Genomic DNA, 13,999 nt, shown 5'->3' on the forward strand with positions numbered 1-13,999 from the left:
TCAATTCCAGTATATCCGATGTGCTGGAATAAGTTTACTTAGTCTGTACAAGGATAAAAGAAGAATTAGAGAATATAACGGACGAGGTGGCTTTATGGAATATGCCTGGCTTAATGTGATTGCGGTCATTGCAGTGGTGGCCGTCAATGCCCTGGCAAATGCACTGCCGATCAACGGGCAGACAACCGGCGAAATCTCAAATAAACTTGATGTTCTCTTTACTCCGGCAGGGTATGTATTCAGCATTTGGGGACTGATTTATTTTCTTCTCTTCCTCTGGAGCATTAGGCAATTTCCCGCTGCGAGAAGAAATGCACCAGTTTATCGAAAGGCAACTCCTTTGCATTTACTCAGTTCGCTCCTAAACATCGGCTGGATTTTTTCGTGGCACTATGAATATTTCCTGCTAAGTGTGATCGTAATGGCTGCGCTGCTGCTTACGCTCATCGCTCTTTATCAGAGAATCAAGGATGAACATTCCCTTTGGGATACCATGCCTTTTTCCATTTACCTTGGCTGGATTTGCGTCGCAACCATCGCCAATATCAGTTATTATCTTACTTTTGTAAATTGGAAAGGATTCGGCTTATCCGATGTGTCATGGACCTTCATCATGCTCATTGCCGCAACCCTGCTGGCTGCAGTCTTTGCTTATAAAAATCGGGATCCAATTTTCTCCTTCGTATTCATCTGGGCTTTCATCGGGATTGGAGCTCGGAATGCCGATTCCTACCCATCAATAAGCTATACAGCCATCATTTTGGCAGCCTTCATTTTGGTGCTTGCCATCCTCCATTACTTGAACAACACCCGCAGTGAAGTGCATTGAACACTTGCGCCAGCACGGCGAGTGTTCTTTTTTAATATGTCACAAATTCACAACATTCTTACAGATACCCCAATGGGTTCGTGAGGTATAATGAATATAAGAAAGAAAGCCTTTTCATTTTTCCGCAGAATATGTATTCAATATCAAAAACGAAAGGGTGTCCGACTATGCAATACGAAGAAGTAAAAGGAAAACTGGAGGCGCTGAAGCTGGAATTGGCCAGTCGCATCGAAAATCATGATTTGTCCGAAGAAGAAAGAGACCGCCTCATGAGAATCATCGCAAACTACGAATATATTATTGAATTGACTGATATGAACCATTTTGGGCGTGGAAAGATCGTCCATTAAAAGGAGCGAATCAAAAATTCGCTCCTTTTTCATATACATGCTAACTCTGTGCTTCCAGCCGTTCCGAAATCCTTCGTTTCTGGTAAAGCATCGTCGCTGTCTCGACAAGATCGCTGACCATCGACCGGTTAGTGTATGCGCCGAAGAGGATCCCGGCAACCGGGACCATCTGCAGGAGTTTTTTCCAGCCGAATTGTTCTGTGTAGGTGGCCGTTACTTCACGCCATCCCTGGATTTGCGAGATGACCTCGCGGGATTTTTCTTCACTATTGTATTCAGCCAGTTCACTTAATATCGCCTGTTTGCCAACGACATCAGCAGATGTGAATTGCAGGCATTTCAATATAAACACTCTTTCACGCTTGTCATTCGGGTCATACCCGTGGATGATCGCGATTTCCTGGATAGTTTTCAATGAAATAGCCAAAATTGCAGGAATATCGATTGCCAGCGTGAAGATGCCGCCAATGCCTGTGCTTGCCCCCTGGATTGCCGCAGCTTTTTTCCGCTGCTCTCCAAGCTCGAACGATGCCTGTTTCATGGAGGCAACATGTACTGCTTCAAGGTCTGAAAACTGGCCGATGGTCCTCCCCGCCTTTTTCCCAACCAATTGGAAGGCTGTCTTCTCACTTGCCAGGTATTGCCCGCCAGTTTGAATAAAGCTCCCAAGTTCATCGAGCAAGCTCCCTATCTTTTCCTGGATGAAATTTGGCGTGAAACGGTCAAGCATCTTGAAAGGAAGACGGGTAAGCCGCTCCCAAAACCATAATCCCTTCTGTTCCTTCTCCCATTTTTCGATTAATCCTAATTCATTCAATAAAGTTTCCCTTGTTTCCATCATGATCACATCCACCTGTCCAGATTCATACCTATATTAACGTTTATCTCCATAGGAAGGTTTCAACCACCTTCAAAAAGAAAACGCTTATTCAGGTGAAAACAATCAATCTTCCCTTTCTTCCAGCTCTTTGATCAATGCTTTCATCTCGGCAATCTCCTTGCGCTGGGCATTGATAATATTGTCCGCAAGCTCCTTTACACGAGAATCCTTGATTTCAGCACGTTCGCTCGTCAGGATGGCTATGGAATGATGGGGAATCATCGCTTTCATCCACGACGTGTCATCAACCGTCGTTTGGCTCCTGACCAAAAACAACGACAGGGCGATGATAATCGCGCTGCCGGCGTATATGCCGAGGTTCAGTTTCTTGTTCGTGTACATCCTGCGCATGAAAGCGAGCATGACAATTGCCATTACCCCTCCCATGATCATGGTCATATACAGTCTCGTCCCGCTGAAAAACACGTGATCGATGCTGTACGTATTCAAGTACATAAGACCAAACATGATCACGGTTGCCGTTCCGACCATCAGTGCAAACCTTCCATAATTGTTTTTCATGCTTCCATCTCCTTTCTATAATCCCGATCCGTAACCTTCCACATAACACCATACCCTGCTATCTATTGATTATTCATGAAAGGCTTAGGGGGTTTGCTCGATTCGGCCATGGAACCCAGGCAACTATCCCGTCAGGCTTGATACCGGATAGACGTAATCAAAAAGAGGAAACGGAACCCAAGGACAAATGTATGTAAAGAAAATCCACCGATTGGGAGCAAATCATCTTATTGCTGTCCACTTGTTCCTAATAGTAAAGAAGCAGCCGGAAAACTTCCGGCTGCCTCAAACAAACCCACCCTCTCATTAGTAGTTTAGAGGATAGAAAGCTTGGTATTGACAGTCAATCGAAAGATCATCATTGATGGTGACGGTATATTCAACATAACCTGGAACAGTGATGCAAATGTTGCCACCCTCAAATTCGACGATCGGCGTATTACAGTGACCATCATAGTTGCAGGTTACAGAATCCAGGGTGAAGTTAAGGTCGAAAGGCAAACCTGACAGCGGGGCACAAAGCCTAAGGCAAACAGGCGTCCACCAGTAATCTTCACATGAGCCATTTTCGGCTTGCTGGGCTGCTTCCCGTTTCATGACTCCCTTTAACTTGTCTTCCAACTGTTTCATCTTTTCGCTTTTGTCATTTTGTTTCATCTTTTCGCTTTTCTCATTTTTTTTCATTTTTTCATTTTTACTCATCTTTTCTCCTCCTTCTTTTGACTTGAAAAAACTTTTTAAATCCATCTTTTCTCACCCCCCTGTCCATTTCTGCTATATACAATGCAAACAGACACGAAAGTGTATAAGATACCTGTCCAAACAAAGAAAGAATGTGTCTTTTTATCAGTGATGTTATCTTTATGTTTGTTCTATCATTTAAAAAAACGCCAAATTGGCAAGCTGTATGGCTGTTTTCACAAAGGCAGCAACACGGCTATGCTGATTCCGATTGGCTTTCCAATCGCTGGCCCTGCCCCCATTCTGGAAGCATCATTGCGCCGTCTTCTCTCCATGTTTTTTTGAAGTACAAAAAAGCCTGCTGCCAGCAGCTTTTTGGATTAGCTGCCGGGAACAGGCTTAATAATTGCTTTAATTGTTCACCACAAGATCATCGAAGCTGATTCTCATGCCGGACGTCCATCCGGGGACAAAGAAACTGAATCCCATACGGAGTCAATAATGGTATCTTCCTGTCTAACTTACCACACCACTATTGACAGAATTCCATGAACCAGGAATTTTCACAAATCAAAGCGGATCGAATGCTTGCTCTTTCTCCTCCCGATTAGAAAAGGCGCCTACATTCCATATTTGCCTTCGATCTTCCCTTTTGTTCCTTCCAGGGTAATGCTTTTGTTTGCGTCTTTTTGTGAGACTTTCAGTTTCAGCGGTTTTGCCGAGGTTTTCCCTGCGCTTGCTTTGATCCTTAGGTTGCTTCCTTTTTCTTCAATTAATAGTACGCCTGGCTGGTTCATAGTGACTTCCAGTCCGCCTGGAATCGTCAGCTTGCCTTTTTCCCAGAATACAGCCTGGACATTATCAAGCTCCTTGTTTTGGACTGCCTGGATTTTGCTGCTGTTTTCCAAAATATCAATCGGGAAAGACTCTCTCATTTTCCTGAACTCCTCTTTGGTCTTTCCTGGAACAACGATGTATTGATAGCTTGCGTGTTTCGGCTTCTTGCCATGATTGATCCATAGTTCAAATACTTTTTTCCTGACCGGCGAATTCTCCCTGTAGCGTTTATTGATCTTGCTCCAGCTCGCTTCTCTTTTATTCAGCAAAAGATGGATTCTATCATTTTTCCCCGGAAAAATATAGCCGATTCCATTATGGAAGATCCAGCTCGGTTTCTTGATTCTCTCATGCGCGTCGTGATTCAGGACGGGTTTTTCAGAAGTTTCGACCTGCCCGCTCCAGATCCGCTGATCTATTGCCGTGACAATGGGATCAAGGCTGTTCGACCGGATGCCGGCCCCGAGCGCAACAATCTTGTCTTCAAAAAAGAACCATGACTTCAGGCCAGCCAAATCCTTATAGTTCATATGCATGGAGGCCAGCCCGTTTTTCCCGTCACTGATGGTGAAGGTCGAATTGTTCTTTCCTGACAGGGGTTCCTTTTTCCGATCATTGTGGACGGCCGTCGTTCCGGGGATTTTCCTCCAGTCCCATACAGGAAAAATACCCGCATACCCGTTCCCCTTTAAATAGAAAAGATTCGCTCCATTGGCCATATGCCGGTTATTTATGCCCTCTCCATTATAATAAGGCTCGCTGGATTTCATATCCGCCGGAAGGATACGGACAGAACTGTAAAAGTCCTTTTGGTGATGGACCATTAATCCCGATCTTCCATAGGCTCTGTTCCCGGTGAAAGCCGGCCTTCTCCCCTCCAGCCTTTCAATAAATCTCTTATAATCGTCCTGTCGGCCCGTAGGCAATTTTTCCATCAATTCAGCAAGTGCAGCCACCTCTTCGGCCTCGTTGTTTTTTCTTGCAATCCCCCTGCCAAGCGTAGTGTAATCGATTGTATTTCCCGATATGAACCATTGAATGCCATCCAATATGTAGTGTGATAGCAGTTTGTAATCATGCTCCGCAAAAGAGTAAGGTGTTCCATGGGTCAGATTGAACATGGAAGCGGTCTCGAGAGCATACCTGATTCCATAAGTCCCGGTTTGTACAGACTGCTCATGCTGATGGAAAGTCATATCCGGCTGAATGCCAATGTCGCTGACCTTCAAAGACTGCTGGATTGAAAGCACTGCTTGTTTGATCATCCCCTTGTTTTCCGTTGCCAACCCTCTGATAAAATTTATTTTTTCAGCTTCAACAAGGTTCAGCCCTTCCAATGGAGGCGCCTTGGATTGAACATATTCATCCAGTACCCGCCATGACTCATTTTTTAGCTCGTCAGGCAATTCACCCCTCATCAGAAAAAGAATATTGCCCATGATCATCGGGATCCTGAGCCTGTTCCACCACCAATTTTCCGCCTTGACCGTGTTCGAATTCCAGAATTCCAAACCTCGCAGGATATCAGCCTTCAAATTTTCATCTTTGAACTCCGCGTGGTCTCTCGATTGGTACGCCCGGGCCATCGTTTCCAGGCGCTGTAAATGGCCCACTGTTGCTCTTGGGTTTTCTTCTTTTTTTCGATAGGGAAGATCCGTGAATTTCCCGCTGCCATCCATCCTTTCTTGAAAAACTGTTACTTTCGCTCCTCCCGCTGAACCGATCAAAGATCTCTCATACCGTTCTTGAAGAATGTGCATCGGATCTTCAGACCGCTCCTTTCCATCCTCGGGTTGTAGGTGGCTTGCCAGCCAAACAGGCAGCGTGATTGCAGCAGCCGCGAGCAGGGCTATGACGATACGCTTTCGTGTTATGGACATGCTTCCCTCCTGCGATTCTTTTCTTGTTCCAACAGTTCACCATTCAAATATAAGTTTAGAAAATAAATAAAGAATAGCTGTGCAATGTCCCGCATAGCTATTCTCTGTGTAAGGCTGTTGGCGTCCACTGTTCTTAAAAAAATATTTTGGGATTCCGTAGGTGTAAAGAATACTAGGGTCCTGGCAGTGCCGCTAAGCGGACAATTTTTTTGCGGAAGCTTCTTCAGGCCGCGCTTTTTCCTTTTTGATTCGAGGTACAGGAATAATGAATCCGCTAAGCGGAACGAACTGCAGGATTCTGATAAACAGCGCCGCAGAAATCAGCACAGCGATGAAAAGGACTGGGACGTATCCTGTCTCCCAGGATTCCTGGGGCAGATGCCGAGCCATTAAATAGAGAATCATCGGATGGATCAAGTAGATTCCCATTGAATATTGGCCGATGATTGTCAACGTCTTTTTCACCAGGCCAAGCCTGGAAAGCAGCGGATATATCCCCACCACAGCGATACAAAGGAGCGGGATGTTGATTAAATTAGTCAGACGCCTGTTGGAAACATATCCATTGACCTTGTATTCCACTACCGCCCCAGCTGTTACGAGAAGGGATAGGACAAGCATTTTCCACGGCCTCTTGCTGGCGAACGACACGATTCCATCCCAAAAATAGGCCATGAAGCCGCCAAATGCAAAATAAAACAACCAGATTGGCATGAAGGATTTTCCCGCAAGCCATTCTCCCCATTTCCCTTCCAATCCAGGGTCGAATCCATACAAGTTATAACTGATGACAAGGGAAACGACCGTGAAGATTAGAAGAAGGGTCTGGGTGTTGAATATTTTCTGCAAGATGGGAAACACAAGATAGAACTGGACGACAATCGCTACAAAATACAAATGATAGAAGGATTCACCTGTCAGGATTTTTGCCAATTCCGTAGAAGGGGCGCCAAGCTCTTGATGATCATAATGATAGAGCAGGAATCGGTATGCCAGGCTCCAGATTAAAAAAGGAAGGAGAATTTTTGAAAACCGTGATCGGATGAAGGAGCCAAGCTGGAACCCTCTTCTTTTCACTTGATAGAAGAGAAGGAAGCCGCTTATGACAGCAAAGATGGGTGTCCCGAATCTCCCGATTTGATTGATGAAATAAGTGAATCCGTTCCAGGTTTCCCCGTTCATCCCATAATGTGTGGCCGATACGTGTACGCCAACGACTGCCAGGCACGCAAAAGCACGCAAAAAGTGGATCTCGAAGATATATTTTTTTGATGGTTTAGCAGTTTCATCCATGATGTTTTCCTCCTTAGCTTTGCTGCTGCCATTCATGAATCTGCGAATGGATATTTTTCCAGTATGTATGGAAACTTTCTTATGACATAATACATTTTAAGCAGGGAATTGTTTCCCGAATTTCCAGATCGAACGCTTCCGGAAAAATAAAACCGTGACAGTATGGAAATTTTCCATTTACGGCCTCCAAGGCTATAAACATCGTTCCTTTTACACCGATATGATCAGCAGTACGGATCGGAATGTCTTTCGTCCCGGTATGATGTATCCGGGTCAATAATAGAAGATAAATCGATCATCTAATTGTTTAACCCTGCCCGCGGCAGGTTAAATACAAGCAAAGAAGGCGAGTGATTGACATGTCCCATCTCTTCGGACTCTTCCATGATATTTTCACATGGGTGCACATCGGCGTCCTTGCGACAGGCTGTTGCTTCTTCTCTTATCACTTGATAAAAAATCGCAAGAATCCTAAAGACTTCTGAACAATTTTGAAAATACATCATCAATGAACTTCATTTGTTCATTTCCGCTATCGGGCAAATACCTTTCGCTTAAGAATGCAGCTATCTGGCTGCAGGAGGGGATCTCTATGTTCTTCGTGTATTGGAATCTGGCTTTTTTCATGGTGAACATCGCGCTATCATCCTTAAGAACAGCAATCAGCTGTTCCTCAATCGGGCCGCTGGCATCCAAGCTGCTGGCCAACCCTTTTTCCACCAGATATTCCATGTTCCTTTCTTCCTGTCCGGGAAGGACGGAATGGATGAAGACCGGCAGCATTTTCCTGATTGCTTCCCCGACCGTGATCCCTCCTGGCTTCGTAATGATGGCATCTGCCCAGTGATAAAGATGGTTCATCTGCTCAGCCTCAGGAATATAAGACAGCGGTACCACATTTGGGGCATTCAAAGCAGCAACCCTCTCGAACAATTCTTTATTGAATCCGCACAATACTTTGTATTTCACATCTTTGTGGCCGGAGGCATGAAACAATTTATCCAGATTCCTGCCCAGGCCGAGGCTTCCTCCCGTCACCAGGACATGAAGCCCATCATTCTTCTTGGCAGTCTTCAGCTTTTGATATCGATCGCTTGTCAGGATGCCCGATATTTTGATCCGCTTCCCGTCGACACCATCCCGTTCCAGTTTCTCCTTCATCTCGATAGTGGGTACAAGATGCAAGTCAATCTCCATCTTCCCCCAAACACCATTCATGAAAAAATCCGTATATACATTTACAACCGGAGCAGTACTTATACCGAAGCTTTTTAGCTTATCGATCAGGAAAGAGGAAAAGCTGTGCGTGCAAATAATCAAATCCGGTTTCTCCTCCAGCAGCAATTGCTCCATTTTTTCCAGGAAAAGCGTTTCATACAATGAATGAAGGAATGAGCGATCTTTCTGAAAACAGGAAGAATAAAGCCAGCTATACGAGGCGGGCCATACAGAGATCCACTTTAAATAAAGGGTGGAGATGCTTTTTTCCAGGAAGGGATGCGCGTAACTGAGAAAATCCATTTTCTCGCACCGCACATCGGGGCAGCCCTGCCGAAAGGCTTCCATTAACGCATCAGACGTCCGATGGTGACCCGATTCCATTTGGAATAAAGGTAAAAATAGCACTTTTTTCATCATTCATTCCTCCGCTGGCATTTTAGTTAGAGCAGCTCTTTGACGTTCACTCCCAGGGCTTTTTTTACCGGAAGAATGGTTGCGATCAAACCTATGAAAATACTTGCACAGAGCCAATACACGCTTCCTTCAGCCGATATGCCCGGTTCCATTGAAGAATGCAGGAGGGATTCCCCGATTTTCCAGCCTAGAAGCCAATTCAAAGGATAGGACATCGCTGTAGCCAGCCCCCAGCTCAGCAGGGCGATGAGGGTGCTTTCCCAAATGAATAATTGATAGATCTTCCAATTCGAGCAGCCCAGGCTCCTGAGGATGCCGATCTCTCCCATTCTCTCAAAAACATTGATACTGACAGCAATCATCAGGTTGACCATCCCAGCCAGCGCGAACAGGATGCCGACCAGCAGGATGGTGACGATGACCAGGGAGAGAATCTCCTTTTGACGGGCATTCATGTCGGATACAGTATCAGATCCAACTACCTGTACTCCTTTTTCCCCAAGGTATTCCTCGCCTTCTTGGAGAAGAGAAGAATCCTGATGGCCACGCCGTCCATCCACCATAAGCCGATTGACTGTATACTGATCGAGCCATTCGCCGTAAGCGCCCTGGACCATATAGACGGAAGGGCCTGAGAGAGTGCTAGCGATGATGCCTGCTACCCTCCACTCCTTGTTGCTTTTTCCAATTTGCAGTTCAAGCTTGTCTCCTGGATTGACAGAACCAAGGCTTTCACTTAATTCGGAATTGATGACGATATCATTTGGATGGCCGCCATCGAGCCAGCTTCCCTCGATCAGGTACGGATTGATGAAGCGTGAGTCTGCCGGCATTGAGTAAAACAATGCATTCATTTTTCCCGAGGCAGAGCGGATGACCTCTGCGTTCCTTTTCGTCCATCCTTCCACACCTTTGACGCCATCCATCCCCATTGCCAAGGAGATGAGTTCTCCTTTTGGCTGGGGACTGTTGATTGACCATTCAACGTCATGCTTCCAAAAGTGGTTCAGATCCTCCAGCAAAAATTGGAGAGATTGATTCAGCGTAAGACAAGCAATGATGATTCCCCCGCCAAAGGAAAGCATAATGATATTCATCAGGACCTGTACTTTTTTCAAGAATGCATTCCGCCATGACAGCAGGCTTAAATGGAAAAAGCGGGAATGGTATTTCCCTTTTCTTCCCGGTGCTGATAGGGTGCTTTTGAATCCTTCAATGATTGGCGATTCAACCAGCTTCCGGATCGGGCCTGATGCCCCAGCCAAAGGAAGGCTGAAGGATAAAAACAGCAATATGCCCGCAACCCATGAAGAAATTCCTTCTGGATGGTCCAAACCAAGGTTCAATTCTCTGCCAAGGAAAAAGACTAAATAGCGAGAGGCCATCATACTGGCCGGAATGGATAGAGCGCTCAGCAATAAGCCGAGTACCCCGATCAGAACGATATATTGCTGCCAAAGCTGGAGGCTGGATGCTCCGACCGCTTTCTGGACACTTAAGGAAAAGCGGTCCTCCACAATGATCCTGTGGAATAAATGAACGATCAGCACAAAACCAAGCACAATAGAAAAGGCTCCTAAAAGAATAAATACATTCAATAATGAGTTGATAACGGAATCCCTGATGAAAAATGTTTCAGAAGATGTCTCGTTCCTATATACTGTGATGCCATTATCCTCTAGCATGCGGCGGATTTCCCCGGCCATTCTTGCTTTCTTCCCCTCTGGAACCGATCCATCCAGTTTAATTTGGACAAGGTTATGAAATGGAGGGATTCCCAATCGTTCCGCAGCAGCTTCATTTATAAAGCCATAAGCCAACCCGCTGTATTTCGCTGGAATCCTTGAAGGGTCGCTGACCATCCCCTCCATGGAAAAGTTCGTCTTGCCCTTTTTATTAGGCAGGGATATTTGCACTTCATCTCCCTTGTTGATCCCCATTGACTCGCCAGTCGTTCTTTCAATCCATATTCCCCTGCTGCTTAAGGAATCTTTCCCTTCCATAAGCTGGACCGTATTTATTTTAGAAGAATGTACCGGATTCACGGTCAACAGCAAGTTGCTGTATTTCCCATCGATCTTGGCCCGGCTCCTTATTTGCCTTTTTGCTTCAAAATGCCGGATTCCATCTATGGAAGACAGAAATTCAACACTCTTATTGAAATTCCCGGTGTAAAAGGTAATATCTGCAGCAGAGGACTCTTCCTTATTTTTTTGCAAAAGCTCATTGAACAGGAATTTCGAATTCAGGAGCGTCCCAATCGTAACCAGGCAGAACAATAGAGAAAACAGGATTAGCAACGCTTTCGTTTTTTGCTTTAAAAAGCTTCTTAAAGCTAGTCTTAAATACACGGGCACCCGGATCACCCCACCTTAAGGCGCTTCATACACGGTCCCATCCTCGACATGGAATCTTCTCGAAACCTTATCGTAAAAATCGAGATCATGCGTCACGATCACCACTGTCTTCCCAGCTTCAGACAGGATTTTGAAAAGACGGAAAATCTCTGTAGAGGTCTGGGAGTCAAGGTTTCCCGTCGGCTCATCCGCAACGATCAGCGGAGGGTCATTCGCTAGAGCCCTGGCAATGGCAGTACGCTGCCGCTGCCCGCCGGAAACCGAATCGGGATACAAATCCGCTTTCATCAATAATCCTGTTTTCTCCAGCAGCTGAAGCGCCCGCTGCCTTTTCCCTTTCCGGTTCCTTGAAAATGCCATTGGAAGCATGACATTCTCTGCTAACGTCAAGGTCGGGATCAGATGGAACGATTGGAACACAATCCCGACATTGGAACCTCTCCATTTTGTAAGTGCTTTTGGGGACAACGCAGAAACCTTCCTTCCCTCAATCGTGACTGTCCCGGATGAAGGAGTCTCAATCCCTGACAGGATATTCAGCAGAGTCGATTTGCCGCTGCCGGATTTCCCGAAGATGCCAACCAGGTCTCCTTTCTTCACTTCAAAGCTGACTTCCCTTAATACATGCTCATACTGTTCCCCATTCAGGAACATTTTTGAAAGATGATCTACCTTGATCACGGAAAGAACTCCTTTCGGGGAATAACTCATCCCATATATAGCACGACCATTTCCGAGCCGCAACAGAAGCAACAAGCTCAAATCTTCCAACAAATGTAACTATTCTCACAAAGTAAGGTCCCAATCCGGTCCTGTTTTCATCTTCTTCACAATGAAAAGGGGATTTCCAGCTTACATTTCTTGAAAATAATTGTAAATTCAGATGATATCCCGATTTTTCATTAGACAGGTTGTCTCATTTTTCAACAAATTCGGAAATGAAACTGGTTGATTTGTAAAAATATATAAAAATAGCAAAAAACTAAAAAAATTCCATAAATGTTTTTAACAATTATTTCGAAATGATTACAAGCCCTCTTGCACTCCAATAGGCAGAGTTATTATCCAAAAATAATTCCTTCTGTAAACCGATCTTTTTACTGCAATGTTTCAAGGTCATGACAATTTCAAGGAAATATAAACCAAAGTTTGCAACCGCTCCCAATCCTGTCATATCAATGCCTGGGAAGGATTGTTAAAAAAAGGGGTAGGAAAGTCTCTATGAAAAATGATTGATTGCAAGTCTTCCAGGTCTTTCATAAACTCTGTGTGAAGCTGGTCGGGTCAGCAATGGACGAAAACCTTAGCCGATCCAGCCCGACATCAAAATCAAGATTATTTTGAAAGGAGAATGTAAATGGCCAAAATGGAAACAGAGCTTCCAGGAGGAGTAGCCGCGACAAACCTTCAGACCCAGAAGAAATTTTCTATGAAAGAGAAGGTCTTTGTCGTCACCTTATTCCTTCTTACCGTTTCCGCTCTTTTCTATGTGAATTTGACTGCGTCAGACAAGTTGAATTTGACCATAGGGATTTATGGGGCGGTCATGATCAGTTATTTACTTGGAAAAATGCTTTTATCCTTTAAGTATCAAGAGGTGATGGCAGACCCGCCCGATTTGAAGGTTTCCGTGGTCATCCCATCCTATAATGAAGCGCCTGAAGCAGTATTGGGCACAGTCGAAAGTATTTTGAAACAGGATTATCCTGTCCACGAAATCTTTGTCATCGACGATGGCAGCAAAGATATTTCCGCATTCAAGGCTGTCCAGAGGCTGAATCAAAATTTAAAAGCCGGGAAGGGAGCAGCATTATTTGACCTGAAAAAGGCAAATCCTTCTTTTAAAATGCCAAACCTGATCGTACACCGTCTCCCAAAAAACATGGGAAAGCGCCATGCGCAAATCTGGGCTTTCGAGCGGGCAACCGGCGATATCTTCATAACAGTCGATTCAGATTGCACAGTATTCCCTAACGCTGTCAGGGAATTATTGAAGCCCTTCAATGATGAAGAAGTGACCGCTACTACGGGCCACGTCAATATCAGGAACCGCGCCGATAATGTCCTTACCCGATTGATTGATATGCGCTATGACAATGCTTTCAGAGTAGAGCGGGCTGCCCATTCTGTGACGAACAATGTTCTGGTTTGCAGCGGGCCGCTAAGCGCCTATCGGCGGGAAATAGTCATGAAGAACCTCGATCATTATGGGACCCAGACATTTCTTGGCCAGCAGGTGCAGCTTGGGGATGACCGCTGTTTGACGAATTATGCGATCCGTGAAGGGAAAACCTTGTATCAGTCAACCGCTCGCTGTATCACGGATGCGCCAACCTCCCTCAGGACACTAATCAAGCAGCAAAACAGATGGAATAAATCCTTTTTCCGCGAGAGCCTGATTGCATTGAAGATTGGGATGAAAAAGCCGAATGTTTTCGTTTGGGTCATGCTTGAGATGTTTTTATGGCTTGCATTTGGGGTTTCACTCATTTTCGCTATTTACTACACCTCGACGACGATGGGATTGATCATGCTGGTCTATTACCTGGCATATGTAGTGATTTCTGCTTACGCCAGGAATGTTTTCTACGCTTACAAGCGCCCGTTCACTTTCCTGCTTGCCCCGATTTACGGGATCCTGTTCCTTGTCCTTCTTTGCCCTATGCGCTTCTGGGCGTTGATCACACTCCGTTCCACTTCATGGGGAACGCGGGGATAAGCAGCCAAAATCAAAA

11 protein-coding genes are annotated in these 13,999 nt (G+C 45.3%); 3 read left to right on the forward strand and 8 right to left on the reverse strand.

The features are described 5' to 3' along the window. Positions 1-94 precede the first annotated feature (94 nt). The gene (locus tag JJQ88_RS02825) at positions 95-829 is read left to right on the forward strand and encodes a tryptophan-rich sensory protein (RefSeq protein WP_210364208.1); all 735 of its coding nucleotides are present in this window, start codon (positions 95-97) and stop codon (positions 827-829) included. A gap of 167 nt (positions 830-996) precedes the next feature. Then, entirely contained in the window at positions 997-1,179 is a 183-nt protein-coding gene (locus JJQ88_RS02830) for a DUF3896 family protein (RefSeq protein ID WP_210364209.1), read from the forward strand. A gap of 40 nt (positions 1,180-1,219) precedes the next feature. Here the strand turns inward: JJQ88_RS02830 and JJQ88_RS02835 are convergent, their stop codons facing one another. The 8 genes from JJQ88_RS02835 to JJQ88_RS02870 form a co-directional block, all read right to left on the reverse strand. After that, positions 1,220-2,017, reverse strand: coding sequence for an EcsC family protein (locus tag JJQ88_RS02835; RefSeq protein WP_210364249.1), 798 nt, complete (start codon positions 2,015-2,017; stop codon positions 1,220-1,222). A gap of 105 nt (positions 2,018-2,122) precedes the next feature. Then, on the reverse strand, positions 2,123-2,581 hold the full coding sequence (locus JJQ88_RS02840; RefSeq protein ID WP_210364210.1) for a DUF305 domain-containing protein: 459 nt from the start codon (positions 2,579-2,581) through the stop codon (positions 2,123-2,125). Positions 2,582-2,887: 306 nt separating this feature from the next. After that, positions 2,888-3,328 carry a hypothetical protein gene (locus JJQ88_RS02845; RefSeq protein ID WP_210364211.1) on the reverse strand — a complete coding sequence of 147 codons (441 nt, stop codon included), beginning with the start codon at positions 3,326-3,328 and terminating at the stop codon, positions 2,888-2,890. Positions 3,329-3,882: 554 nt separating this feature from the next. Next, positions 3,883-5,979 (reverse strand): polysaccharide lyase family 8 super-sandwich domain-containing protein, encoded by a 2,097-nt coding sequence (locus JJQ88_RS02850; protein ID WP_210364212.1) that lies wholly within the window; start codon positions 5,977-5,979, stop codon positions 3,883-3,885. 192 nt (positions 5,980-6,171) lie between these two features. After that, positions 6,172-7,272, reverse strand: a complete 1,101-nt coding sequence (locus JJQ88_RS02855) for an acyltransferase (RefSeq protein ID WP_210364213.1) — start codon at positions 7,270-7,272, stop codon at positions 6,172-6,174. A gap of 471 nt (positions 7,273-7,743) precedes the next feature. Continuing rightward, complete coding sequence (locus JJQ88_RS02860; protein WP_349237089.1) at positions 7,744-8,910, reverse strand: MGDG synthase family glycosyltransferase; 1,167 nt, start codon at positions 8,908-8,910, stop codon at positions 7,744-7,746. Between the two features lie 23 nt (positions 8,911-8,933). Further along, positions 8,934-11,264, reverse strand: coding sequence for an ABC transporter permease (locus JJQ88_RS21640; RefSeq protein ID WP_210364215.1), 2,331 nt, complete (start codon positions 11,262-11,264; stop codon positions 8,934-8,936). A 15-nt stretch (positions 11,265-11,279) separates the two neighbouring features. Then, complete coding sequence (locus tag JJQ88_RS02870; protein ID WP_210364216.1) at positions 11,280-11,945, reverse strand: ABC transporter ATP-binding protein; 666 nt, start codon at positions 11,943-11,945, stop codon at positions 11,280-11,282. A 676-nt stretch (positions 11,946-12,621) separates the two neighbouring features. Between JJQ88_RS02870 and JJQ88_RS02875 the strand changes: the two genes are divergently transcribed. Continuing rightward, entirely contained in the window at positions 12,622-13,983 is a 1,362-nt protein-coding gene (locus JJQ88_RS02875) for a glycosyltransferase (RefSeq protein WP_282597649.1), read from the forward strand. The last annotated feature ends 16 nt before the right edge of the window (positions 13,984-13,999 follow it).

The sequence above is a fragment of the Bacillus sp. REN3 genome (genome assembly GCF_017912555.1).
In the GTDB taxonomy this organism is placed as follows: domain Bacteria; phylum Bacillota; class Bacilli; order Bacillales; family Cytobacillaceae; genus Mesobacillus.